22 protein-coding genes are annotated in these 23,977 nt (G+C 59.9%); 9 read left to right on the top strand and 13 right to left on the bottom strand.

All coding sequences use genetic code 11. From position 1 onward, the window contains the following. Positions 1-3 precede the first annotated feature (3 nt). From nirB to CLV87_RS02760, 3 genes are read left to right on the top strand one after another with little or no spacing between them, the layout of a single operon-like run. Positions 4-2,439, top strand: a complete 2,436-nt coding sequence (nirB, locus tag CLV87_RS02750) for a nitrite reductase large subunit NirB (RefSeq protein WP_099243561.1) — start codon at positions 4-6, stop codon at positions 2,437-2,439. Continuing rightward, positions 2,436-2,771, top strand: coding sequence for a nitrite reductase small subunit NirD (nirD, locus tag CLV87_RS02755; RefSeq protein ID WP_099243559.1), 336 nt, complete (start codon positions 2,436-2,438; stop codon positions 2,769-2,771). Before nirB ends, nirD begins: the two co-directional genes overlap by 4 nt. Then, entirely contained in the window at positions 2,768-5,383 is a 2,616-nt protein-coding gene (locus CLV87_RS02760; RefSeq protein WP_099243557.1) for a nitrate reductase, read from the top strand. The genes nirD and CLV87_RS02760 overlap by 4 nt, the downstream gene beginning before the upstream one ends. A 1-nt stretch (position 5,384) precedes the next feature. Here CLV87_RS02760 and CLV87_RS02765 read toward each other — a convergent pair whose 3' ends face one another. The 10 genes from CLV87_RS02765 to CLV87_RS02805 form a co-directional block, all read right to left on the bottom strand. Next, on the bottom strand, positions 5,385-5,753 hold the full coding sequence (locus CLV87_RS02765; protein ID WP_099244845.1) for a VOC family protein: 369 nt from the start codon (positions 5,751-5,753) through the stop codon (positions 5,385-5,387). Between the two features lie 46 nt (positions 5,754-5,799). After that, positions 5,800-6,411, bottom strand: coding sequence for an urease accessory protein UreG (ureG, locus tag CLV87_RS02770; RefSeq protein ID WP_099243556.1), 612 nt, complete (start codon positions 6,409-6,411; stop codon positions 5,800-5,802). Beyond that, positions 6,408-7,097, bottom strand: coding sequence for an urease accessory protein UreF (locus CLV87_RS02775; protein WP_235871814.1), 690 nt, complete (start codon positions 7,095-7,097; stop codon positions 6,408-6,410). The genes ureG and CLV87_RS02775 overlap by 4 nt, the downstream gene beginning before the upstream one ends. After that, positions 7,039-7,572 carry an urease accessory protein UreE gene (gene ureE, locus CLV87_RS02780; protein ID WP_099243552.1) on the bottom strand — a complete coding sequence of 178 codons (534 nt, stop codon included), beginning with the start codon at positions 7,570-7,572 and terminating at the stop codon, positions 7,039-7,041. Before ureE ends, CLV87_RS02775 begins: the two co-directional genes overlap by 59 nt. A gap of 54 nt (positions 7,573-7,626) precedes the next feature. Then, entirely contained in the window at positions 7,627-8,205 is a 579-nt protein-coding gene (locus CLV87_RS02785) for a hypothetical protein (protein ID WP_099243550.1), read from the bottom strand. Between the two features lie 36 nt (positions 8,206-8,241). Then, positions 8,242-10,002 carry an urease subunit alpha gene (ureC, locus tag CLV87_RS02790; protein ID WP_099243548.1) on the bottom strand — a complete coding sequence of 587 codons (1,761 nt, stop codon included), beginning with the start codon at positions 10,000-10,002 and terminating at the stop codon, positions 8,242-8,244. 180 nt (positions 10,003-10,182) lie between these two features. Then, positions 10,183-10,491: an urease subunit beta gene (locus tag CLV87_RS02795; protein WP_099243546.1), complete on the bottom strand. Its 309-nt coding sequence runs from the start codon at positions 10,489-10,491 to the stop codon at positions 10,183-10,185. Continuing rightward, entirely contained in the window at positions 10,488-10,640 is a 153-nt protein-coding gene (locus tag CLV87_RS23765; protein WP_166652630.1) for a hypothetical protein, read from the bottom strand. Before CLV87_RS23765 ends, CLV87_RS02795 begins: the two co-directional genes overlap by 4 nt. A gap of 42 nt (positions 10,641-10,682) precedes the next feature. Then, on the bottom strand, positions 10,683-10,985 hold the full coding sequence (locus CLV87_RS02800; RefSeq protein WP_099243545.1) for an urease subunit gamma: 303 nt from the start codon (positions 10,983-10,985) through the stop codon (positions 10,683-10,685). A gap of 1 nt (position 10,986) precedes the next feature. Continuing rightward, entirely contained in the window at positions 10,987-11,775 is a 789-nt protein-coding gene (locus tag CLV87_RS02805; protein WP_235871815.1) for an urease accessory protein UreD, read from the bottom strand. Between the two features lie 429 nt (positions 11,776-12,204). On the opposite strand from CLV87_RS02805, the gene urtA reads away from it, so the two are divergent. The 6 genes from urtA (at position 12,205) to CLV87_RS02835 (ending at position 20,726) form a co-directional block, all read left to right on the top strand. Next, positions 12,205-13,488, top strand: coding sequence for an urea ABC transporter substrate-binding protein (gene urtA / locus CLV87_RS02810; protein WP_099243544.1), 1,284 nt, complete (start codon positions 12,205-12,207; stop codon positions 13,486-13,488). Between the two features lie 84 nt (positions 13,489-13,572). Beyond that, positions 13,573-15,495, top strand: a complete 1,923-nt coding sequence (gene urtB / locus CLV87_RS02815; protein WP_099243543.1) for an urea ABC transporter permease subunit UrtB — start codon at positions 13,573-13,575, stop codon at positions 15,493-15,495. Between the two features lie 111 nt (positions 15,496-15,606). Next, positions 15,607-16,782, top strand: coding sequence for an urea ABC transporter permease subunit UrtC (gene urtC / locus CLV87_RS02820; protein WP_099243542.1), 1,176 nt, complete (start codon positions 15,607-15,609; stop codon positions 16,780-16,782). Next, the gene (urtD, locus tag CLV87_RS02825) at positions 16,779-17,519 is read left to right on the top strand and encodes an urea ABC transporter ATP-binding protein UrtD (protein ID WP_099243541.1); all 741 of its coding nucleotides are present in this window, start codon (positions 16,779-16,781) and stop codon (positions 17,517-17,519) included. The genes urtC and urtD overlap by 4 nt, the downstream gene beginning before the upstream one ends. A 3-nt stretch (positions 17,520-17,522) precedes the next feature. Beyond that, entirely contained in the window at positions 17,523-18,221 is a 699-nt protein-coding gene (gene urtE, locus CLV87_RS02830) for an urea ABC transporter ATP-binding subunit UrtE (RefSeq protein ID WP_099243540.1), read from the top strand. Positions 18,222-18,332: 111 nt separating this feature from the next. Beyond that, positions 18,333-20,726: a methyl-accepting chemotaxis protein gene (locus tag CLV87_RS02835; RefSeq protein WP_099244841.1), complete on the top strand. Its 2,394-nt coding sequence runs from the start codon at positions 18,333-18,335 to the stop codon at positions 20,724-20,726. 48 nt (positions 20,727-20,774) lie between these two features. Here CLV87_RS02835 and CLV87_RS02840 read toward each other — a convergent pair whose 3' ends face one another. The 3 genes from CLV87_RS02840 to CLV87_RS02850 are packed head-to-tail and all read right to left on the bottom strand — an operon-like array spanning position 20,775 to position 23,938. After that, positions 20,775-21,941, bottom strand: coding sequence for a glucuronyl esterase domain-containing protein (locus CLV87_RS02840; protein WP_208293322.1), 1,167 nt, complete (start codon positions 21,939-21,941; stop codon positions 20,775-20,777). After that, positions 21,877-22,932: a Gfo/Idh/MocA family protein gene (locus CLV87_RS02845; protein WP_099243538.1), complete on the bottom strand. Its 1,056-nt coding sequence runs from the start codon at positions 22,930-22,932 to the stop codon at positions 21,877-21,879. The genes CLV87_RS02840 and CLV87_RS02845 overlap by 65 nt, the downstream gene beginning before the upstream one ends. Then, positions 22,925-23,938: a Gfo/Idh/MocA family protein gene (locus CLV87_RS02850; RefSeq protein ID WP_099243537.1), complete on the bottom strand. Its 1,014-nt coding sequence runs from the start codon at positions 23,936-23,938 to the stop codon at positions 22,925-22,927. The genes CLV87_RS02845 and CLV87_RS02850 overlap by 8 nt, the downstream gene beginning before the upstream one ends. Between the last annotated feature and the right edge of the window lie 39 nt (positions 23,939-23,977).

Genomic DNA, 23,977 nt, shown 5'->3' on the forward strand with positions numbered 1-23,977 from the left:
CTCATGACACAAAAACTCGTCATCATTGGTGCAGGCATGGCCGCTGGCCGTGTTCTGGACCACCTTACCGACGCGGGAGGCGATTGGGACATCACCCTGTTCAACGCCGAACCGCGTGGCACCTATAACCGCATCATGTTGTCCCCAGTTCTCTCCGGGGAAAAGACATTTGACGAAATCGTCACCCATGACGACGCTTGGTATGCCGACAAGGGTGTGGCCACCAAATTCGGCGTCAAAGTGACCGAGATCGACAGCGCAGCGCAGATTGTGCGCGGCGATGACGGCAGCGAAACCGCCTATGACAAGCTGGTCTTTGCAACCGGCTCCAACCCGTTCATCATCCCGATGCCGGGCCATGATCTTGACGGTGTGGTCGCCTATCGCGACCTTGAGGACACCGAAGCCATGATGGCCCTGACCGAGGGTCAAAAAGCGGTCGTGATTGGCGGTGGTCTCCTTGGCCTCGAAGCGGCGGCGGGCATGGCCGCGCGTGGCGTCGACGTCACCGTCGTGCACTTGATGGGCCACCTGATGGAGCGCCAGCTGGACGAACCCGCCGGTTACCTGCTGCGCAAGGCGCTGGTCGACAAGGGCATCACTGTCAAATGCTCGGCCAATTCCAAGCAGATCCTGGGCGAAAACGGCAAGGTCAAAGCTCTGCAACTGGACGATGGCACCGAACTGCCCTGTGATCTGCTCTGCATGGCCGTGGGCATCCGCCCCTCGATCGCTTTGGCGCAGGAAAACGGTCTGGCCGTGGGTCGTGGCATCCATGTGGATGACCAGATGCGCACCTCGGTCGAAAACATCTACGCCGTGGGCGAATGCGTCGAACATAACGGCGATATCTTTGGCCTCGTTGCACCGCTCTTTGATCAGGCCAAAGTTCTCGCCAAGGTCCTGCAAGGCGAAGAGGCAGAATTCGTCAATCGCGAAGTATCCACCAAGCTCAAGGTCACCGGCTGTGATCTGTTCAGCGCGGGTGATTTCGCCGATGGCGATGATCGCGAAGACATCGTTTTCCGCGACCCGGCGCGCGGCGTTTACAAACGCCTTGTGCTGAAAGAGGACAAAATAATCGGTGCGGTCATGTATGGTGACACGGCCGATGGCAACTGGTTCTACGGCATGATCAAGGACGGCACCGATGTGTCCGAGATGCGCGATACGCTGATCTTTGGCCCAGCCTACCAGGGAGGTACCGCCGAGGACCCTCTCTCAGCCGTTGCAGCCTTGCCGGATGATGCGGAAATCTGCGGCTGCAACGGCGTTTGCAAAGGGGATATTGTAAAGGCGATCAACGCAGGTGCGACGGATTTGGGGGCGATCAAAGCCACTACCAAAGCCAGTGCGTCATGCGGGACCTGTTCAGGCCTGGTCGAACAGGTTCTGGCGGTCACTTTGGGCGATGATTTTGTCATGCCCACCGCCGAACCTATGTGCGGCTGCACCGATCTGACCCATGAAGATGTGCGCCTGCTGATCAAATCCAAAGAGCTGAAAAGCATGCCTGCGGTGATGCAGGAACTGGGCTGGAAAACCTCTTGCGGATGCCATGTCTGCCGCCCGGCTCTGAACTATTACCTGCTGGCCGATTGGCCCGAGGACTATATCGACGATCCGCAAAGCCGTTTCATCAATGAACGCAAGCACGCCAACATCCAAAAGGACGGCACCTATTCCGTTGTCCCACGCATGTTTGGCGGCATGACCACCCCGGACGAGCTGCGCGCCATTGCGGACGCAGCAGACAAATACAACGTGCCAACCGTGCATGTGACCGGCGGTCAGCGGATCGACCTGCTTGGCGTCAAAGGCGAAGACCTGCCAGCGATCTGGAAGGATCTCAACGATGCGGGCATGGTCTCGGGCCACGCCTATGCCAAAGGCCTGCGCACCGTGAAAACCTGCGTCGGCAAGGATCATTGCCGCTTTGGCACCCAGGACAGCACCGGGCTTGGCATCAAGCTGGAAAAGGCGCTGTGGGGGTCGTGGACACCGCATAAGGTCAAGCTGGCCGTGTCCGGTTGCCCACGCAACTGTGCCGAAGCCACCTGTAAGGATATCGGCGTCGTCTGCGTCGATTCCGGGTATCAGATCGGGGTGGCTGGTGCGGCTGGCATGGATGTGAAGGAAACCGAACGTCTCGCCGATGTAGCAACCGAGCAAGAGGTCATGGATCTCGCCACCGCCTTTATGCAGATCTATCGTGAGAACGCCAAATACCTGGATCGCCCCTATAAATGGGTCGCCAAGGTTGGCTTGGATTGGGTCAAAGAGCAGATCGTCGACAATGTCGAAGAGCGCAACGCCCTGATCGAACGCTTCAAAATATCGCAGAAGATCTACCAAAAGGATCCATGGGCCGAAGAGGCTGCCGACAAGGCAGACCAATACGAACCCATCGCAAACCTTGTCTTGGAGGCCGCAGAATGAGCACTTGGACCGATATTGGACCGCTGGACGCGGTGCGCCGTCGCGGTGCGCGCATCATCAAGGCCCCCGGACAGGATCTGGCGGTGTTTCGCACCATCGACGATCAGGTCTTTGCCCTGGTCAATGCCTGCCCTTATCGCCAAGGCCCTCTTTCCGAGGGCATCGTGCACGGCACGCTGGTCACCGATCCGCTCTATAACTGGGTGATTTCGCTGGAAACCGGCGAAGCCCAGGGCGCGGATGAGGGGCGGGTCGACACTTTCCCGGTCAAGGTCGAAGGCGGCCGCATCCTCTTGGACACGTCCAGCATCTATCAAAGGCAGGCAGCATGACCCAACCCATTCGCTCGACCTGCCCCTATTGCGGCACCGGCTGCGGGGTTTTGCTGACCCCGACTGAAAACGGGCTCGAGGTCAAAGGCGACCCGGATCACCCGGCCAATTATGGTCGGCTCTGCTCCAAGGGCTCGGCCTTGGGCGAAACAGTGGGCCTGGGCGGGCGATTGCTTGCCCCGCAAGTCCATGGGCAAGAGAGCGATTGGGACACCGCATTGCAGCTGGTGGCGGATAAATTCGCCGCCAGCATCCGCGATCATGGCCCTGATAGTGTCGCGTTTTACCTTTCTGGTCAGTTGCTAACCGAGGATTACTACCTCGCCAACAAACTGATCAAAGGCTATATGGGCACGGCAAATGTCGACACGAATTCAAGGCTTTGCATGGCCTCAACCGTGGCCGGACATAAACGTGCCTTTGGCACCGACACGGTGCCGCAAACCTACGAAGACATTGAAAGCGCCGATCTGGTGGTGCTGGTGGGTTCCAACCTCGCCTGGTGCCATCCGGTGCTCTATCAACGCCTGATCGCCGCCAAGGCCGAACGTGGAACCAAGATCGTGGTCATCGACCCGCGCCGCACCGCCACCTGCGATGGGGCCGATCTGCACCTGCCACTTGAGGCGGGCAGTGACGTGGCCCTGTTCAACCATCTGCTGGCGCAGATCTATGAGCAAGGGGCAGTCGACGCCGAATTCCTTGCCCATGTGAACGGGTTTGACGCGGCGCTCGCCGCTGCGTTCAACAGCGATCTGTCGGTGACCAAGCTTGATCCCGATCTGGTCCGGCAATTCTGCAACCTGTTCCTGCGCACCGAAAAGACCGTCACAATCTTTAGCCAGGGTGTGAACCAATCCAGCGCCGGCGCGGATAAGGTCAATGCCATCCTCAACTGCCATCTGGCCACCGGTCGGATCGGCAAACCGGGCTGTGGGCCTCTATCGGTCACCGGGCAGCCCAACGCCATGGGCGGGCGCGAAGTTGGCGGGCTCGCCAATATGCTGGCCTGCCACCTCGATATTGAAAACGCGCAGCACCGGGATGCGGTGCAGGGGTTCTGGCAGTCCCCCTGCATGCCTCAGGCGGCGGGGTTGAAAGCCGTCGACATGTTCCGCGCCGTGGGTGATGGCCGGATCAAGGCATTGTGGATTATTCACACCAACCCCGCCGTCTCCATGCCCGACGCCTCAGCCGTGCGCGACGCGATTGCAGGCTGCGACTTTGTCGTGGTCTCGGACGTGACCGGACAGACCGACACCGCGCGCCTGGCAGATGTGCTGCTTCCCGCCTCGGCCTGGGCCGAGAAAAGCGGCACCGTCACCAATACCGATCGCACCATCTCGCGCCAGCGGGCCGTTCTGCCCGAACCCGGCTTTACCCGCCCCGATTGGGCGCAACTGGCCGAGGTGGGCCGCCGTATGGGCTGGGAAGAGGCGTTCACCTATGCCTCCGAGGCCGATGTATTTCGCGAATACGCCGCGCTCTCGGCCATTTCGGGAGATCTGGGCAAGGATTTCGACATTTCCGGCCTCGCGACGCTTAGCGATGAGGCATATGACGACCTATCGCCCACCCGCTGGCCAATTGCCGATCACAAACAAGGTGGTCGCTTCTTTGCGGATGGACAATTCTTCCACGCGGATGGCAAGGCCAAGATGCTGGCCGTGACCCATCGCCCACCGGTGGCGCGGACCGGCCCGCGCTACCCGTTCCGGCTTAATACCGGGCGGGTGCGCGATCAGTGGCACACCATGACCCGCACCGCCCGTTCGCCGCGCCTGTCGGCCCATCTCGCCGAACCCTTTGTCGAGATCAACCCGACCGATGCCCGCCAGCTTGAGATCAAAGCGAATGATCTCGTGCAACTCAAAAGCCCGCAAGGCAGCGCCGTCATGCGCGCCCGCATCACTGATGCGGTGCAAACCGGTGCGCTGTTCGCGCCGATCCACTGGACCGGCGAAACCGCCCCGGCCGCGCGGATTTGTGACACCGTCGCCGGTGAGGTGGATCCGGTCTCCGGCCAACCGGAAAGCAAGGCGTCGGTTGTGTCTGCAACACGGTTCCAGGCGGCATGGTTCGGCTTTGCCATCACCTTAAACGACATCACCCCGCAAGCGGAATACTGGGCGAAGGCCAAGACCGAGGCAGGTTTCCGCGTCGAACTCGCCGGTGCCACGGTGCCCGAGGATTGGGAGGCCACCGCGCGCGCCATGTTTGGCCTGCCAGAGGCTGATTTGCAGATCCTGCAGGACAAGAAACGCGGCGTTGCCCGCCTTGCCTTTCACAAGGATGGCATCCTTCAGGCCGCGCTCTTTGTGGCCCCCGATCCGGTCGCCCTGATGCGCGACTATGCGGCCACCCTGCCCGGTCAGGCTGCACCTGACGCGCTCACCGGGCGCGCGCCCGCCCACATGCCAGACCCCGGCCCGACGCTCTGTTCCTGTTTCAATGTCGGGGTGAACACCATCCTGACCGCCATCGAAACCCAAGGGTTGATGAGCGTCGAAGCCATTGGCGCTGCGCTGCAGGCAGGCACAAATTGCGGCTCTTGCCGCCCGGAAATCGCAGCGCTTCTGGCGCAAACGCAACAGCTTGAGGCGGCTGAATAGTCTATCTGTGCTGATCCACCAGGATCACATTGCCATCTGGATCGGCGATAACGAAACTCGCCGGTCCGCTTTCTCCGCCCTGCTCCTGACTGATTTCAACGCCAGCCTCTTGCAGCCGCGCCTTGATCTCTCGCACATCATCAAACGGGTTCACCTCGCCCGCTGATTGATCCCAACCGGGGTTAAAGGTCAGCATCTGCCCCTCAAACATACCTTGAAAGAGCCCGATCAGGGTCTCTCCATTCTTCATGATCAGGTAATTGTGCTCCTCCGTCCCGCCAAAGGACCGGAACCCCAAGCTCTCATAAAACGTCTTGGACGCCGCCAGATCCTTGACCGCCAGCGACACCGAAAATGCACCCAATTGCATCATACCCTCCTGAAATGACCTGTCAGAAGGGTATCACATTTCGCGGTTAAAGCCCCGCAACATCCTTGATCTGCGCGACAACGTCGCTCACCCCGTTTCCATGCCTTAGGGCTGTAAAAACAAAGGGGCGGCCTGCGCGCATGCGGGTGGCGTCGCGTTCCATCACCTCGAGCGACGCCCCGACATGTGGGGCGAGATCGGTTTTGTTGATGATCAACAGATCAGATTTGGTGATCGCCGGGCCGCCTTTGCGCGGGATTTCCTCACCTGCGGCCACATCAATCACATAAAGCGTCAGATCCGCCAGCTCCGGGCTGAAGGTCGCGCTCAGATTATCGCCCCCGCTTTCAATCAGCACAATCTGCACCTCGGGGTGACGTTCCTGCATCTGCGCCACCGCCGCCAGATTGATCGAGGCATCCTCGCGGATCGCCGTATGCGGGCAGCCGCCGGTTTCCACCCCAATCACCCGATCCGCTGGCAGGATCTGCATGCGCATCAGCGCCTCGGCATCCTCTTGCGTGTAAATATCGTTGGTGATCACCCCAATCGAAAAGTCCTCTTTCAGGGCTTCGGCCAAACGGGCGGTCAGCGTGGTCTTGCCAGCGCCCACCGGGCCGCCAATACCAATTCTCAAAGGGCCATGGAACGTCGTCATGATTGGAACAGTCTCGGTTGTTGTGTTTCGTGTTTCATCGCCGCGATGTCTGACAGAAAGGCGTTTGACCACAGGTCCTCGACTCCTTCACTGCGCGACACCAATGTCAGGCGCAGGCAAAGCGGGGTCAGCGCGGTGACCACCTGCTGCGCCTCGGTCTGACCCAAACGCATAAGCCGCTGCGCCGCCGAGACCAGATTGCCAACAAAAGCATTGAGATAGAGCGAGACAACCGCGTCGCCATCCATGCGTTGGCGCGCCGCCGCTGCGCCAACCGCCAGAGGCAATTGCACCGCCGGAAAATTGGTGAACCAGACCGCATTCACGGTTTTGACAAAGGCCGCGCCTTGCTTTTCCGCCTCGCGCAATCGTTCTGCTGCCGGGGCATAGGCGCGCGCCAAGGCGTTCAGGTCATCCAAATCCGCACCATCCTGCATCGCCGCACGGATCCAGATCGCATCCGCCCGCCCGGTCCCTTGCTCCAACACATCCTCAAGCCAGTTCTGCAGGCTGACCGCATCATGCACCCACCCCGCTTCAATCGCGGCCTCAAGCCCGTGGGAATAGGTGAAGGCCCCAATCGGAAAGGCCGGAGACAGCCATTGCGACAGGATCAGGAGATTGCCATCAATGGGCATGGCTATGGGCCTTTTCGCCGCTGTGATCGTGGCTGCGTCCATGGTCATGCCCATGATCATGAGCAGAGGCCCCATGTTCGTGGCTATGGGTGCGCCCATGCCCATAGGCCCCGCCCTCGGGCGTAAAGGGTTCCACCGCCTCGCAAATCTGCGCATCAAGATGCTCCAGCATATGCCGGATCACCGGGTCACGCTGGATCACCAACCGTGTGTCCTCGACCTGACAGGGGGTGTGGCGATTGCCGATATGCCAGGCCAACCGCGCCAGATAGCCGGTCACGACCAGCACATCCTCTGCCGCGGCCCGCACCTCGATCAACCGACCATCGGCCAGTTGCAACGCATCCCCGGCCTCAAGCGAGGTGGTTTTGGCCAAATCCACCACAAAGCCCAGCCCGCTGTCGCAGACCAGTTTCTTACGGCGCAGAAACCGCGCATCATAGTCGAGTGTTACGAACTCGGTCGCTTCGCCCCAGTCCCCTTTGCGCAACAGCACCTGCGCTACCGGCAATGCCTCAGCCATTTTCCACTACCTTCCGATCTTGATTAGCCAAGAGTCCACCCCTGGCCAACCTCTTTATTCCACTGCGGAAATTCCGACATAGCTGTATCTCTCCAGCTTGCCATTGTCGTAATACCCCGCCAGATAAGACAGCCCAAGCTCCGGGAAGTAATGCAGGATTTCATGATCACCGGCGGGTTGATACACCGCATCAACCGGGATCATGTCATAGCTGCACTCCCCAAAGCTCTGTTTGGTCAAAGCGCCAAAGACATATTCTACGCTTTGCGCCTCAAACCCCTCAGACATGTATTGCGCGTTCCAGCCGCCATTGGGCGTGGGCACCGGCATTTCCGAGGGCCGCATGGCATAGGCATAGGTGCTGCGCGTGCTGGCCAGGGGTTTGCCATCTTCGATATCCATCAATTGCAGCAGATAGATGCCTTGGCCCAGCAACACATGACTGCCGGTCGCGCCTTCGACCTCATAAAGCGACAAAAGCACCCCGTCGCCATAATTGCGAATGGTCTCGCTTTCCTGCGCGTTGACGGTAAAGCGGATGCCCTTGTCCAGATCCGCCGCCACCGGGCAATCGGCCCAAACGGCCCCAGCGCTCAGGAGACCTAAGCAACTGCCAAGCAATACGGTTTTCATGTTCCAATCCCTCTCAAAACCAAATTCCAATGCAGGTTAGAACATGAAATAGCGTTGCGCCATGGGCAGTTCCGTGGCCGGTTCGCATGTCAGCAACTCGCCATCGGCGCGCACCTCGTAGGTTTCGGGATGCACCTCCATCTCCGGGGTTGCGCTGTTGAGCTTGAGGTCAGATTTGCCAATCTTGCGGGTGTTTTGCACCGCAACCGTTTGCTTGGCCAATCCAAGGCTATCGCCAATCCCCTCGGCCTGCGCCGCTTCTGAGACAAAGACAACGGCCGAGTTTTCGACCGAACGGCCAAAGGCCCCGAACATCGGACGGCTATAGACCGGCTGCGGCGTCGGGATCGACGCATTGGGGTCGCCCATCTGCGCACAAGCAATCGTGCCGCCCAACAGAACCATTTCAGGCTTCACCCCGAAAAAGGCCGGATTCCACAACACCAGATCAGCGCGCTTGCCCTCTTCGATACTGCCAATCTGATGGCTGAGCCCATGGGCAATGGCCGGGTTGATGGTGTATTTCGCGATATAGCGGCGCACGCGGAAATTGTCGTTATCGCCGGTTTCTTCGGCCAGTCGTCCACGTTGTTTCTTCATCTTGTCAGCGGTTTGCCAGGTGCGGATCAGCACCTCGCCAACCCGGCCCATGGCCTGACTGTCCGAGGCGATGATGGAAAACGCGCCCATGTCATGCAGGATGTCTTCGGCGGCAATGGTTTCGCGCCGGATGCGGCTTTCGGCAAAGGCCACATCCTCGGGGATCGCCTTATCAAGGTGATGACAGACCATGAGCATATCGAGATGCTCTTCGACCGTGTTGACCGTAAAGGGCCGCGTCGGGTTGGTTGAACTGGGCAGTACATGCTCTTCGCCACAGATCTTGATGATGTCGGGCGCATGGCCGCCCCCTGCCCCTTCGGTGTGGAAGGCATGGATGGTGCGCCCTTTCATCGCCGCGACGGTGTTTTCAACAAACCCGGATTCATTCAGCGTGTCGGTGTGGATCATCACCTGCACATCCATCGCATCCGCCACGCTCAGACAGCAATCAATTGCCCCTGGCGTGGTGCCCCAATCCTCATGCAGTTTCAGCGCGCAGGCCCCGGCGCGCACCTGCTCCTCAAGCGCAGCCGGAAGCGAGGCATTGCCTTTGCCCGCAAAGGCCAGGTTCATCGGAAACGCATCCGCAGCCTGCATCATCCGACCAATGTGCCAAGGGCCAGGCGTACAGGTGGTGGCCAGCGTGCCATGGGCCGGGCCGGTGCCACCGCCCAGCATGGTGGTCAGCCCGGAATGCAAGGCATCCTCGATCTGTTGCGGGCAGATATAATGGATATGGCTGTCAAACCCGCCCGCCGTCAGGATGCGCCCCTCACCGGCAATGGCTTCGGTTCCTGGGCCGACAATAATATCGACGCCGGGCTGGGTATCGGGGTTGCCCGCCTTGCCGATCTTGTGAATGCGCCCATCGCGCAAACCCACATCGGCCTTGTAGATCCCGGTGTGGTCCACGATCAACGCATTGGTGATCACCGTATCAACCGCGCCTTCAGCCCGCGTGGTCTGAGCCTGCCCCATCCCATCACGGATCACTTTGCCGCCACCGAATTTGACCTCTTCGCCATATATCGCGGCGTTTGGCCCGGCCCCGCCAGACAACGCCGCGCCGACAGTTTCAGCGGTCAGGTCGCGTTCGACCTCAATGATCAGATCGGTGTCCGCCAGCCGCAGCTTGTCACCGGTGGTGGGGCCGAACATGGCGGCATAGTCGGAACGTTTGATTTTTGCTGGCATGGTTTGCCTCCACGTCGGGGGATACTTCCACCCCAGATCGCTTGCGATCCGGATCGCGCCCGACCCGCCCCCCAAGGCGGACGCGATGTAGCAACGCTGCAAAAAGACCCAACGTTCTACATGAATTCTAACTTTGTTTTCGCCTCAGCCCGCCCTCGGGCCGGGCGCGATCCTACCGGCTCAGTCCAAAGCCCCCATGACCTTCTGATTAAACCCAAAGATCCGGCGCGCGCCGCCTATCGCGATCAGGTTCACCTCGCGCCGCTGACCGGGCTCAAAGCGCACAGCCGTCCCGGCAGCAATATCCAAACGCTTGCCACGCGCGGCCTCGCGATCAAACTCCAAGCCCGGATTGGCCTCGGCAAAGTGGTAATGTGACCCAACCTGCACCGGGCGATCCCCGGTATTGGCCACCATCAGCGTCACCACCTCGGCCCCGGCATTCAGCTCCAGCTCGCCTTCGGCTGGAAACAGCTCGCCCGGGATCATCGCATCACCTTGTAAGCGATCACCCCAAGCCCAGCCAGAACAGCCACGACCCCCAACCACATGCCACCATCATGCGGGTGCAGATGTGCGCCCTCATGCGCCAGTGCCGGGCCTGCCATCACCACCAATGCAAATGCTGATCTCATCATGTCTCAATCCCCTGTTTCTTCTTGGTCCAAATACTCAATTGCTCACCGGATCGGCGCGTGGACGGTCACCAGCTTGGTGCCATCCGGAAAGGTCGCCTCGACCTGCACCTCGTGGATCATCTCGGCGATGCCATCCATGCAATCCTCACGCGTCACCACCTCGGCCCCGGCCTGCATCAGATCCGAAACCGAGCGCCCGTCGCGCGCGCCCTCGACCACCGCATCGGTGATCAGTGCAATCGCTTCGGGGTGGTTCAGCTTGACGCCTCGCGCCAAACGTTTGCGCGCCACCTCGGCGGCCATGGCCACCATCAGCTTGTCTTTTTCTCTTGGGGTCAGTTGCATCTCACAACCTCCATGATGTCGGTAAACGATCGCCACTGAGGCGATCCAAGATCGGGAGCAGCGCCCGGCGCAGCTCAAAACTATCGCTGGCCAAGAGGCGCAGGGCCAGCAGATCCTCTGCCAAAAGCGACGCGCCACCGCTCTCTGGCAACAATTTGCGCAGCGGCTTCAGATGTGCCTCGGCATTGGGCGCGACCAACACGACCGAGGCCATTGCCCCCGCCCCGCCTGCAACCCGGGCCATCTGCGCCCGCAGATCTCCGGTCAGGTTCAGCGCATCCATATAAAGAGGTACGCCATCGCGCCTGATCTCGATCCGGTCCTGAAACTGCACATTGGTCAGTTCTTCGCCCATGGCGACGCGGCCAAAGACAACCGGTTCGACCATCAGCAGCTCGGCCTTGCCCTGTAACGCAATCTGCAAACGCCGCTTCAGCGCCGCGCCTTCAAACAGGATCAGCTCTTGGGGCAGCCAATGCATCCGCGCGCTGTCCTCAACGCAGAGCTTGGTGCTGACGCGCGCAACATCGGCGCTGGCCTTATAGGCGCGCTCCGCCGCCTGCGTGGTCAGGCTCATCCGCGACCCCGCGCCCACACACGCGTCTATATCCAGTTTGTCACCGCCGGTCAGACCACCGGCTGTGTTGATCACAATCGCATCAACCCAATCAGAGCGGCGCGGGAACAAGGCCTTCATACAGCCCTGACTGCGCAGATGTGCGATGGCACTGCCGTTTTCACGGGCTTTGCTGTGCACATCCAAGCGGCCAATGGCTCTTGGCTGTGCCACAAGCTGTTCGCCCGCCGTATTTCGCAATGCAAAGTTGATGACCCTGTCCCCGTTTCACGCGTTTTCGCCTCTTTGTTCAGCACGCAGCCCGGTTTGCGGCAACGATTCTGGCAAAAAGAGAATGAACGCCGGGTTGGCGTGTCTAATTTTTAAACAGTCGCGCCTGTGACTGCTGAAATTTTAGACAATTTCGGTGAAGCCCGCGCATTCTGCATCCGCAGAATTGACCGCTGCACCCGCACAACCAATGACTAAGGCACCCGCCGGGACAGTGATGAACGCAATTTCGGAAACGGGTGTGTGACGACCCACGTGAATTGGACCTCAACAACGGGCCGCCACACGAGACGCAACAAAAGTTGCGGGGACCGCGTAACGCATTTGCACATCATAGTGCAATGCCAGCCTCTTCCCCGCAGGGAGAAAGTGATGAACTGCTTCACCAAACTGCTCACCAGCACCGCCACCCTTGCCGCTCTTTCGGCTCCGGCCTTTGCCGAATGCGCCGATCCGGTCAAAGTTGGCGTTTTGCACTCGCTCTCCGGCACCATGGCCATTTCCGAAACCACCCTCAAAGACACCATGCTGCTGCTGATCGAAGAGCAGAACAAAAAAGGCGGTGTTCTGGGCTGTGAGATCGAAGCGGTTGTCGTTGACCCGGCCTCCGACTGGCCGCTCTTTGCTGAAAAGGCGCGCGAGCTGCTGACCAACCACGAGGTTGACGTGATCTTTGGCAACTGGACCTCCGTGTCGCGCAAATCGGTTCTGCCGGTGATCGAAGAGCTGAACGGCCTGCTGTTCTACCCGGTTCAGTATGAGGGCGAAGAAAGCTCCAAAAACGTGTTCTACACCGGTGCCGCCCCGAACCAGCAGGCCATCCCTGCCACCGATTACTTTCTGGACGAGCTGGGTGTTGAGAAATTCGCACTGCTGGGCACCGACTATGTCTACCCACGCACCACCAACAACATCTTGGAAAGCTACCTGAAGTCCAAAGGCATCGCCGAAGAGGACATCTTTGTAAACTACACCCCGTTCGGTCATTCCGACTGGGCGACCATCGTTGCTGACGTTGTGAAACTGGGCGAAGACGGCAAGCAGGTTGGTGTGATTTCCACCATCAATGGCGACGCCAATATCGGTTTCTACAAAGAGCTGGCCGCGGCGGGCATTTCGGCTGACGACATTCCGGTTGTTGCCTTCTCCGTGGGCGAAGAAGAACTCTCTGGCCTCGACACAGCCAACCTGACCGGTCACCTGGCCGCCTGGAACTACTTCCAGTCCGCCGAAGGTGAGGCCAACGCGGCCTGGGTAGACGCATGGAAAGCCAAAATGGGTGAAGAGCGCGTAACCAATGACCCAATGGAAGCGCACTACATCGGCTTCAACATGTGGGTGAACGCAGCCACCGCCGCTGGCACCACCGATGTGGACGCCGTGCGCAGCGCCATGTACGGTCAGGAATTCCCGAACCTGACCGGCGGCACCGCCGTGATGCTGCCAAACCACCACCTGGCCAAGCCGGTTCTGATCGGCGAAATCAAGGCGGATGGTCAGTTCGACATCATCAGCCAGACCGCCGAAGTGCCGGGCGATGCCTGGACCGACTTCCTGCCGGAATCCGCGGTTCTGAAATCCGACTGGAAAGATCTGGAATGCGGTATGTACAACACCGAAACCAGCTCCTGTGTTCAGATCAAATCCAACTACTGATTTGACCTAACCTGACAGGGATGTGCGGGGGCTCGCCTCGCGCATCCATCTCTAGACCGACTTTCCCCGAACAGGTAAATTCTCATGCTCCGTGCCCTCCTCACGGTCTTGACCCTGCTATGCCTTCCGGCTGCGGTTCTGGCCCAAGATCTCCAACCGCTCTTACAGGAAAACCAGGCGCAAATCGCCAAACCTTCACGTAAAAAGGTCGGCCCGGTTCTGGATGCTTTGGTCGGCTCAGGCCTGCCACAAGCGCAGGAATTCCTTGAGAAATGGCAAGGCAAAGAAGTCTATCAGCGACAAGAGGATGGGCTGTTCTTTTATGCGGTCAAAGGCGATGGCGGGCTGGTCCTGACCGATATCGACAGCGGCGAGACCGCGACCATCGACGCCAAGGCGATGAAACAGATCAAACCCAATGGTGGCGTACGCAAAGCCATTGGCGAAGCGCTGGTGCAGTTCCAACTCTCCTCCCCCGATCTCACCCGCCGCCAAGAGGCCGTCACCGCCCTGGCCCGCAATCTCGACCCCGCTCAACTCGGCGCGCTTGAGGCCTCGATTTCCGGCGAAACCGATGCCGCGCTGAAGGCCCGCAAAGAGCAATTGGTCACCTATCTGACCGCCCGCTTTGGCGACACGCCCGAGACCCGCATCGCTGCAATCAACACCCTCTCGGGCGACATCAGAGTCGAAACCCGCGCCGTGCTCTCGCAAATCCTGACCACCAAGACCCTCTCCACCCAATCCCAGCCCGACGCCAATGTCGCTGGCACCCTATCGCTGCCCCGCGAAGAGGCCTATGCCCTGCTGGTCGAGACCCAAGACCTGCCCGCGCCGCTGACAAATGATGTCATCCGCAAAGCGCTTGAGGCCAATATCGAGGGCGGCAAAGTCGCCGGTGTCTCCGCCGCCAGCCTGAACACCATCGCGGCGCGCAACACCGCCTATGACGCGCTGGCGGCCAGCGGCAAAGCCCCGGCCCGCGTCAGCGAGTCCGACATAACCCAAGCCCTCGCCACCTGGACCATCTACGAGGTCTACGAAGATCCCGACCCCGCCGTCACCGCCGCCGCCAAGGCCGCCCAAGACGCGGTGAACACCAAGGTCGCCGTCAGCCAGACCGCCGACCTCGCCCTGGACGCGCTATCCCTGACCTCCATTTACTTCCTCGCCGCCATTGGCCTTGCCATCACCTTTGGCGTCATGGGGGTGATCAACATGGCGCATGGCGAATTCATCATGATGGGGGCCTATACCGGCTATGTGGTGCAGCTCTTTATCCCGAACTACACCGTGTCGCTGATCGTGGCCCTGCCGCTGGCCTTTGCCGTGACCTTTGCCGCCGGAGTCGCCATGGAGCGGCTGGTGATCCGTTGGCTCTATAACCGACCGCTGGAAACCCTGCTGGCCACCTTTGGTGTCTCCATCGCCCTGCAACAGCTGGCCAAGAACATCTTCGGCACCCAGGCCCGCCCGCTGACCTCCCCGGGCTGGCTCGATGGCGCGCTGGTCTTTAACGATGTGATCCAGATCTCCTATATCCGCATTGCGATCTTCGTGCTCGCCCTGCTCTTCCTCGCGCTGCTGCTCTTCATCCTGAAACGCACCCGCCTTGGCCTGGAAACCCGCGCCGTGACGCAAAACCCACGCATGGCGGCCAGCATGGGCATCAACCCTGACCGTATCAAAATGCTCACCTTTGGCCTCGGCTCCGGCATTGCTGGCATCGCGGGCGTCGCCATCGGTCTCTATGCCAAAGTCACCTCGGAAATGGGCTCTGACTATATCGTCCAAAGCTTCATGACCGTGGTCGTCGGCGGCGTCGGCAATATCTGGGGCACCCTGGCCGGGGCTTCGATGATCGGCACGCTGCAAAAGGGCATCGAATGGCTGAACCCGTCCAACACCCTGGCGGCCCAGACCTATATGATCCTTTTCATCATCCTGTTCATCCAGTTCCGCCCCAAAGGCATCGTCGCCCTCAAGGGCCGCGCCGCAGGAGACTAACCCCATGTTTCTTCTTGGCCAAAAATATCCCGGGGGAGCGCCTTTGGCGCGGGGGCAGCGCCCCCTCCCCGCCCATCCCCAAGGACTTGCCCGCAATCAAAGGGTCACCCGATGACAAAAGCCCTGTCAAAAACCTTCCTGATCCGCCATCCCTCCACCCTCTGGGTGCTGGCATCGCTTGGCCTTTTCACCCTGATCGTCTCGGTCCTCTCCGAGGCGGCGGGCACCGGGCTCATCTCCACCTCCTTTGTCAAAACCCTGGGCAAGACCCTGTGTCTCTGCCTGATCGCCATCGCCATGGATGTGGTCTGGGGCTATTGCGGTATCCTCTCACTGGGCCATTTCGCCTTTTTCGGCATTGGCGGCTATGCCATCGGCATGTGGCTGATGTATGCCCGCACCGAAGCCATCGTGGCGCAAAACCTCTCCGCCAACCTGATCCCGCCCACCGATAGCGAAATATCCGACGCCATCGCCACGCAGATCTTTGGCGTGGTCGGGGCCTCGGAATTTCCGGCAATCTGGGCCTTTTCCCATTCCCTAACGCTGCAACTTCTGATGGTCCTGCTGGTCCCCGGCCTGCTGGCGCTGGTCTTTGGCTGGCTCGCCTTCCGCTCCCGCGTCACCGGCGTTTACCTTTCGATCCTGACCCAGGCCATGACCCTGGCCCTCGCCCTCTATCTCTTTCAGAACGACAGCGGCTTGCGCGGCAATAACGGCCTGTCCGGCCTGCAAAACATCCCCGGTTTCGAGGCCACCTCCCAAGCCGTGATCTCGCTCGCCTTCTTCTGGGCCTCTGCACTTGCTCTGGCGCTTGGCTACCTGCTCTTCGCCTGGGTCACCGCGGGCAAGATGGGCAGCGTGATCCGCGCCATCCGTGATGACGAAGCCCGCGTGCGCTTCCTCGGCTATCAGGTCGAAAGCTACAAACTCTTCGTCTTTACCCTCACCGCCGTGGTCTCTGGCATTGCAGGCGCGCTCTATTACCCGCAGGCGGGCATCATCAACCCGGCCGAAATCGCCCCCATCGCCTCGATCTACCTTGCCGTCTGGGTCGCCATTGGCGGGCGTGGCAAGCTTTACGGCGCGATCATCGGCGCGGTCTTTGTCTCGCTGCTCTCGTCTTATTTCACCGGCGGCAGCGCGCCCGACATCAATCTCGGCTTCTACGTGATCAAATGGACCGATTGGTGGCTCGTCCTGCTTGGCCTGTCCTTTGTGGCAGTCACCCTGCTCTTCCCCGGCGGCATTGCCTCCCTCTTTGACAAACTCGCGAGGAAACAATGAGCACGCTTCTCGAAATGTCCGGCGTCTCCGTCTCCTTTGACGGGTTCAAAGCGATCAACAACCTGTCCTTTCAGATCGGTGAGCCGGAAATGCGCGCCATTATCGGCCCCAATGGCGCGGGCAAGACCACCTTTATGGACATTATCACCGGCAAAACCCGCCCCGATGAAGGCCGGGTGATCTTTGGCGAAAAATCCATGTCCCTGCTCGGCATGAGTGAAAGCCAGATCGCCCGAGCCGGGGTGGGCCGCAAGTTCCAGAAACCCACGGTTTTTGAGGCCCAAACCGTGCGGGAAAACTTTGCCCTGGCACTGAAAAACCCGCGCTCACCTTTTGACGTGCTCTTGCACCGCAAAACACCCGCCGGGGCGGACCGGATCGAAGCCCTTGCGGAACAAGTCGGCCTTTCAGATCAATTGCCTCGCATGGCCGGTGAACTCAGCCATGGTCAGAAACAATGGCTGGAAATCGGCATGTTGCTGGCGCAAGACCCGCGGCTATTGCTGGTCGATGAACCCGCAGCGGGCATGACCCCGGCGGAACGTGAAAAAACCACCGACATCCTTGTCGCAGCAGCGCAAAAACACGCGGTGGTCGTGGTCGAACATGACATGGAATTTGTCCGCCGCCTGAACTGCAAGGTCACCGTTCTGAACGAGGGCTCGGTCCTGGCCGAAGGCAGCTTGGACCATGTCACGAACAATCCCGACGTCATCGACGTCTATCTGGGGCGCTAAATCATGTTGGATATCAAAGACCTGACCCTGCATTATGGCCATAGCCAGATCCTGTATGATGTCTCTATGCAGGCGGAGATGGGCCGCATCACTTGTCTCATGGGCACCAATGGTGTCGGCAAAACCTCTCTCTTGAAGGCGATTTCAGGCACGCATAAACGCTCGGGCGGTGAGATGTCTTTGAACGGCCAACGCGTCACAAAATCCACTCCGGCCCACGCCCTGGCGCAGCTGGGGGTTGGCTATGTCCCGCAGGGGCGCGACGTGTTCCCATTGATGACCGTGCGCGAAAACCTCGAGACCGGCTTTGCCTGCCTGCCGAAATCAGAACATTTTGTTCCCGACGAGATTTTCGAGCTTTTCCCGATCCTCAAAGACTTCCTCAACCGGCGCGGCGGCGATCTGTCGGGCGGCCAGCAACAACAGCTCGCCATCGCCCGCGCGCTGGTGGCCAAGCCCAAGCTTTTGCTGCTGGATGAACCCACCGAAGGCATCCAGCCCAATATCATCAAGCAAATCGGCGAAGTCATCAAATACCTGCGCGACCGCGGCGACATGGCGATCCTTCTGGTCGAGCAGTTCTTTGATTTCGCTTACGATCTTGGCGATCACTTTGTCGCCCTGGAACGCGGCAAGGTGATCCATGACGCCAGCGCCCAGACCACAAATCGCGAGGATCTGCTCAAAAAAGTATCAGTTTAGCGCCACAAAAATAGGCAACGCACATAGGCTAAAACGTTTTAATCCTTTCTCAATTGCCCCCGGTATAGACCTTCCCCACCTGACTAAAATTCATTTGGATTGGGGAATGACGTGATCAAATTGCCGGACTGGAAACTTGCGCGGAAACTGCCACTGACAATTGCCTTGCCAGCGGTGCTTTTGGTCATTGTCTCTGGGGTCATCCAATTGCGATTAACCGCGCAACAGATCGAGGCAGATCGTCATGCCGTGTTTGAAAGCCACGTTCATGAAAAACGCGACGTTGTGCAACGCTGGCTGGCCGAGGCACAAAAAGACGTGCAAGCCCTGTCGGAAAGCTATGCGATCACGGCGGCGCTGACGGCGTTTGACGCGGCTTGGGGTGATTTTGGCTCCAATGCGCCCGATCACTTCCGTCGCCTCTATATATCCGACAACCCGCATCCTCTGGGCAGCAAGGATGAGCTGGTCGCCGCCACCGATGGCAGCCCCTGGTCCGAGGTGCATCAGAAACACCACACGGGTCTGCGCACCTTCCAGCGGGCGCGCGGATATTATGATCTTTTCCTGTTCAATACCGGCGGGGACCTTGTCTATTCCGTCTTCAAAGAGGACGATTTCGGGCTCAACTTCCAGTCCGGCAAATATGCCTCCAGCGGTTTGGGTGAGGTGTTTCAGGCGGCCAACCGGCTGGAACCGGGGCAATTCTACATGACCGATATCGCGCCCTATGCGCCCAGCGCCGACGCCCCGGCAATGTTCCTATCCTCCCCTGTTTTTGAGAATGGCCAACGCATCGGGGTCGTGGCGGTGCAATTGCCTTTGGATTTTATGGCCTCGCTGTTGTCCAACTCTGAACTTCTTGGCCAAACCGGCGAAGTTTACCTGGTGGATAATAATGGGCTGGCCCTGACGGTTTCACGCCACGAAACCGGACACAAAACCTTGGACCCACTCCCAAAACTCGACCAGATCCAACTGGCTCTGAACGGCGAAGAGGCGCATTTTTCCGCGACACCGGGTCTAAGTGGTCAGACGGTCATCGCCAGCACCTCAAGCGTTGCAACGCCGCGAGGCGACCATTGGGGGCTGGTCTTTGAAATGGACCGGGCCGAGGCCATGGCATTGGTCACGCAGGCCACCTTTGCGCGCATTCTTGAGACGCTGATCACCGGCCTGCTTTTGTGCCTGCTCGCCTGGTTCGCCATGCGCAGCGTCATTCGCCGCATCGAACAGATCGCCCATGAGATGGAGGGGATCGCCGATGGCGATTACGCCCAGGACATCGCCGGGCAGGACCGAGGCGACGAGGTCGGCTTTATCTCCAAAACCATCGCCAAGATGCAGGTGCACCTGCGTCAGGGGGCCGAGGCGCAGGAGCGCGAAAAGATCTCGCAGGAAAACAACAAATACGTTGTCACCCAGCTCAGCACCGCGTTGGTCAACTTGTCCAAGGGCGATTTCCGCTCAGAAGTGACCCAGCATTTCCCCGAAGAGCACAAGAAGCTGCGTTACGAAATCAATGACGCCATGGCCGAGCTTGGCTCGACCGTCGGCATTTTGAAAGCCACGTCGCAAAACATCAATATGGGGGTCGAGGGAATCGCCTCCTCGGCCGATGCCCTGTCACAACGCACCGAAAGCCAGGCCGCCACGCTGGAACAGACAGCCGCCGCCGTGGATGAGGTCACCGCCAGTATCAAACTGGCCACGGATCACGCCGCCAATGTCGAACAAACCGTGCGCGAGGCGCGCGATAAGGCCGAAGAAAGCAGTGGCATCGTCAGTGAAACCATCGATGCCATGACCGAAATTGAACAATCCTCCAAACAGATTGAGCGTATCACAGGAGTGATCGACGATATCGCCTTTCAAACCAACCTCTTGGCGCTCAATGCCGGGGTCGAGGCGGAACGCGCTGGCGAAGCCGGGCGGGGCTTTTCCGTTGTCGCCTCCGAGGTGCGCGGGCTGGCCCAGCGCTCGGCCGATGCCGCGAAAGAGATAAAATCCCTGATCGAGGCCAGCGGCCAGCAAGTCGACAAAGGCGTGCGCATGGTGGGCCGCACCGGCGAAGCACTGTCAGTCATTCTGAACCAGGTCAAAGACATCTCGGGCCTTGTGCATGAAATCGCGCAATCCTCGCGCGAACAATCCGCCTCGTTGACGGAAATCAACACCGGCATGACCCAGTTGGACCGTGTGACACAGGACAACGCCGCCATGGTCGAGGAAAACACCTCCGCTGCCCATGACCTGCGCAATGAGGCGGGCAAATTGATCGGGCATGTGGGCAAGTTCAGAACCAGCGAGGCGCATGATACCGCCGACTTGCCCGCACAGGAAAGCGCAACATCTGTTGCGGAAAAGGTCGCGCCAGAACCCGTGGGTGAGGTCGACCTCACAATGGAACCGCCCTCCGCTTTGCCCGGCCCACAAGACAATCCAGAACCCCCAATTCAAGAGCCACCCAAGCAGGTTGCCAACGGAACCTGGGCGGAGTTCTAACCCTTTGCCACGGCGGGCCAAACCCCGTTGCCCAGCACCCAGAAACTCTCAACCGGCGCGCAATTTGTCTGACAGAAACGCCAGCACCTGCGTCCAATCCTGCACCAGCACGTCATGCCCGCCAGGTCTCAGGTGATAACCCAACGCGCCCGCGTGAAACGACCATCCGCCAGGTGGAATACTGGCTGGATCAGGCCAATGCGCATTGGTTTTTTGCCCCCAGGCCAAAGCTGCCTGAGACAGGGCAAAATAGCTCCCCAACGGATCGGCCCAGACATCCGCTTCGGCCTCGCTCAGATACAGCGCTTTGGGCGCACAAAGGGCCAAGAGCTGGTGCTGATCCACCGGCAATTTCGCGGGATCTGTGATCGCATCACGCCGCAACCAATGGGGAAAGCGGCTGACCAAATCGCACAATCTCTCCCCCACCGGGTGCCTGGCAGGGGCGGCCCCGGCACAGCCAGAATTATTGGCCCAAACCGCAGCGATCCGAGGATCATGCGCCCCCGCCCATAATGCCGCCTTGCCCAGACGCGAATGCCCGCAAATGCTGAGCCGTTGTGCATCAATCTCGGGAAAATCCACCGCCACATCCGCCAGCCGCATCAGTGCCCAGGCCCAAAGCGAAATCGCCCCAGTGTCAGGCTGGCCCAGCAGCGGATAAAGCCCATGATCTCGACAGGCATCCGGGTCGTCTGGCACCCAGGACCCATAGCAGCTCACCAAAAGGCCAAAACCTTGCGCTGCGATCTGCTCCAACGGCCAACGCCGCCGCGATTGCCCGGCAAGCGCTGGGATCAATTGGCCATCTGCCTGCCATTCTGGTGACGCATAGACCCGCGCCTGCGGATCGGCGGCAAAGCTGCCGGGGGGCAAAATCCCGAAAGGCCCCAAAAAATCCAACCCGATAATCAACGGAACCGGCCTTTTGGCCTCGGACGGAAGCCAAAGCGCCGCCTGCACGGCAAACCGCCGCTTTGCCACGCCGATCTCAATCTCGATCAGTGAAAACCCATCTTCGCGCCGCTCATGGCGTTGACATCGCAGCCAATCCGGGGCCTGTGGCACCTGACCATATAGCGCATCGGCCAGGGCTTGGCGGGTCCTCGACCGTTCTGCCCGAGGCAGCGGCGCGCATCCCAGCCACAGCTCAGGCAGGCAACCAACCATCATAAAGCGGATGATCCGCCCCCAAAGGCAAGCGCACCGGAACATTGCGCCGTGCCGAGTCATAGACCGCGGTCACAAACTCCAGCGACCGCCGCCCATCCAGCCCGGTCACCTCGCGCCCGCCCTGTCCCTCCAGCGCCTTGGCCAAGGCATCAAACAAACCGGCATAGCCGGTCTTGACCGGCCCAATCCCGGCCAGAACCGCGTCAATCTCGGCCTGTTTGGTTGGTTCACGCGCGGTGAAGACCCAAGGATCCGCCGCAGGCGCATAGGGCGAGGTGCCGCTTTCCACCGTGAACCCTTCGAACATCAGCCGCATATGGCTGTAATCGCTGGCGCAGCCCAAGGTCACCGATGAGGTGATCAAAGCGCCGCTTTCCAACCGGATCGAAAGGGCGGCGCAATCTTCGACCTCGATCTCGTTCACCCGCGTGGCAAGATCGGCAAAGACCTGCGCCACGGGTGACAAAAAGGCCGGCAGGAAATCATGGATATGGATTGCATGGCCCAGCACACAACCGCCGCGCTCTCCGGCCCAGGTGCCCCGCCAATCCACGTCGTAATAGGCGGCGTCGCGGTTCCAATGGGTCTCGATCGACCCAGCAAACAGCTTGCCCGCCAGCCCCGCCTCTTGCAAGGTCATCAGCTGCGCGGTGCCAATGCCATATCGGTATTGAAACACCGGAAACAGGCTCTTGCCCGTGCGCTGAACGGTTTCCAGCAACCCATCCGCCTCGCGCAAAGACGCGACCAAAGGTTTCTCGCAAATCACATGTTTGCCCGCCAAAAGCGCGCGTTTGGCCACGTCGAAATGCAGATGCGGGGGCAGGCAGACATCAATGATGTCAATTGACGCATCCGCCAGAACCGCCTCTAGCTCCGCAGTCACAGCCACGCCCGTCTGCCCGACAACGGCGGCTGCCCGCGCGGTATCGAGATCACAAAGACACGCAACCTCAAAGACTTCAGGTAGGTCCAGAAACCCAGCCAGATGCTGCGCACCAATCCCGGCCCCGACAATCGCAACCCTAAGCATCGCCCTGCCCCTCCGCCTTCATCTGCGCCTTGATCGCGATCTCCATCGTCAGAAAGCTATGCGCCTGCGGGCAGGCGGTTTCACTGCGGTCCAACACATCCGCCACAAGGCGCGGGAAGTAGGTGAGTTCAACATCCTGACAGTCGATATGCACGTTCTCGGTGCCATTGACCAAATAGAGGTTATTGGTGCGATGCGGCTGACCGATATCGGTGTATTTTCGGCATTCAATCGTGCCCTCGGTGCCAAGTAGGAACAACCGCCCATCGCCCCAGGTCGGCAGGCCGTCAGGCGTGAACCAGTCCAGCCGCATATAGCCATGCCCCTTATCGCCGCGCAGGGTCATGTCACCGAAATCCTGAAAACCGGGATAATCAGGCTGGGTGGTGTTTTCCACATGGGCGCTGGCAATTTCGACCTCGGTCGAGCCGGTGAAATGCAGGAACTGGTCGATCTGGTGACTGCCGATATCGGTTAGGATGCCGCCATAGCGTTCACGCTGAAAATACCAATCAGGGCGGGTTTTGAGGTTTTGTTTATGCGGGGCCAAAGTGACCACCTGAATGACCCGCCCAATGGCCCCCGCCGCGACCAGCTCGCTGGCTTTGGCAGCGGCGGGGACTTGAAACCGTTCCGAGAAATTCACCGACCAGATGCGCCCCGTACGCGCCTGGCAGGCCTTGATCGCGGCAAGCTGGTCAAGCGTGGTGCAGCCGGGTTTGTCGACCATGACATCCTTGCCCGCCTCCATCGCCTCAATCGCCAAAGCCGCGCGATCCGCAGGTACGGCGGAAATCAGCACCATGTCGATACTGGCATCCTCAAGAATCGCGCGCCGATCCGCCACCTTGGTCAGCTCAGGAAAGACCTGCGCGAACTTGTCTTCGGTGACGGCGTGGCCGTCTGTCCAATAGCTGTCGCATGTACAACCCTGTGCTTTCATACCTGCAAGCATGCCAAAGATATGGCCGTGATCGATGCCCAAAACCCCGAGCTTCAGTGACATATAAATTCCTCCCTCGCAGCGCGCGCCTCCAAAAGTTTT

This window comes from Pelagimonas phthalicica (assembly GCF_004364805.1).
GTDB lineage: Bacteria > Pseudomonadota > Alphaproteobacteria > Rhodobacterales > Rhodobacteraceae > Pelagimonas > Pelagimonas phthalicica.

Excerpts from the sequence above, each read along its gene's own strand:
- nirB (WP_099243561.1), top strand. The coding sequence starts at position 4 with ATGACACAAAAACTCGTCATCATTGGTGCAGGCATGGCCGCTGGCCGT.
- nirD (WP_099243559.1), top strand. The coding sequence starts at position 2,436 with ATGAGCACTTGGACCGATATTGGACCGCTGGACGCGGTGCGCCGTCGC.
- CLV87_RS02760 (WP_099243557.1), top strand. The coding sequence starts at position 2,768 with ATGACCCAACCCATTCGCTCGACCTGCCCCTATTGCGGCACCGGCTGC.
- CLV87_RS02765 (WP_099244845.1), bottom strand. The coding sequence starts at position 5,753 with ATGCAATTGGGTGCATTTTCGGTGTCGCTGGCGGTCAAGGATCTGGCG.
- ureG (WP_099243556.1), bottom strand. The coding sequence starts at position 6,411 with ATGACGACGTTCCATGGCCCTTTGAGAATTGGTATTGGCGGCCCGGTG.
- CLV87_RS02775 (WP_235871814.1), bottom strand. The coding sequence starts at position 7,097 with ATGACCATGGACGCAGCCACGATCACAGCGGCGAAAAGGCCCATAGCC.
- ureE (WP_099243552.1), bottom strand. The coding sequence starts at position 7,572 with ATGGCTGAGGCATTGCCGGTAGCGCAGGTGCTGTTGCGCAAAGGGGAC.
- CLV87_RS02785 (WP_099243550.1), bottom strand. The coding sequence starts at position 8,205 with ATGAAAACCGTATTGCTTGGCAGTTGCTTAGGTCTCCTGAGCGCTGGG.
- ureC (WP_099243548.1), bottom strand. The coding sequence starts at position 10,002 with ATGCCAGCAAAAATCAAACGTTCCGACTATGCCGCCATGTTCGGCCCC.
- CLV87_RS02795 (WP_099243546.1), bottom strand. The coding sequence starts at position 10,491 with ATGATCCCGGGCGAGCTGTTTCCAGCCGAAGGCGAGCTGGAGCTGAAT.
- CLV87_RS23765 (WP_166652630.1), bottom strand. The coding sequence starts at position 10,640 with ATGATGAGATCAGCATTTGCATTGGTGGTGATGGCAGGCCCGGCACTG.
- CLV87_RS02800 (WP_099243545.1), bottom strand. The coding sequence starts at position 10,985 with ATGCAACTGACCCCAAGAGAAAAAGACAAGCTGATGGTGGCCATGGCC.
- urtA (WP_099243544.1), top strand. The coding sequence starts at position 12,205 with ATGAACTGCTTCACCAAACTGCTCACCAGCACCGCCACCCTTGCCGCT.
- urtB (WP_099243543.1), top strand. The coding sequence starts at position 13,573 with ATGCTCCGTGCCCTCCTCACGGTCTTGACCCTGCTATGCCTTCCGGCT.
- urtC (WP_099243542.1), top strand. The coding sequence starts at position 15,607 with ATGACAAAAGCCCTGTCAAAAACCTTCCTGATCCGCCATCCCTCCACC.
- urtD (WP_099243541.1), top strand. The coding sequence starts at position 16,779 with ATGAGCACGCTTCTCGAAATGTCCGGCGTCTCCGTCTCCTTTGACGGG.
- urtE (WP_099243540.1), top strand. The coding sequence starts at position 17,523 with ATGTTGGATATCAAAGACCTGACCCTGCATTATGGCCATAGCCAGATC.
- CLV87_RS02840 (WP_208293322.1), bottom strand. The coding sequence starts at position 21,941 with ATGTTCCGGTGCGCTTGCCTTTGGGGGCGGATCATCCGCTTTATGATG.
- CLV87_RS02845 (WP_099243538.1), bottom strand. The coding sequence starts at position 22,932 with ATGCTTAGGGTTGCGATTGTCGGGGCCGGGATTGGTGCGCAGCATCTG.
- CLV87_RS02850 (WP_099243537.1), bottom strand. The coding sequence starts at position 23,938 with ATGTCACTGAAGCTCGGGGTTTTGGGCATCGATCACGGCCATATCTTT.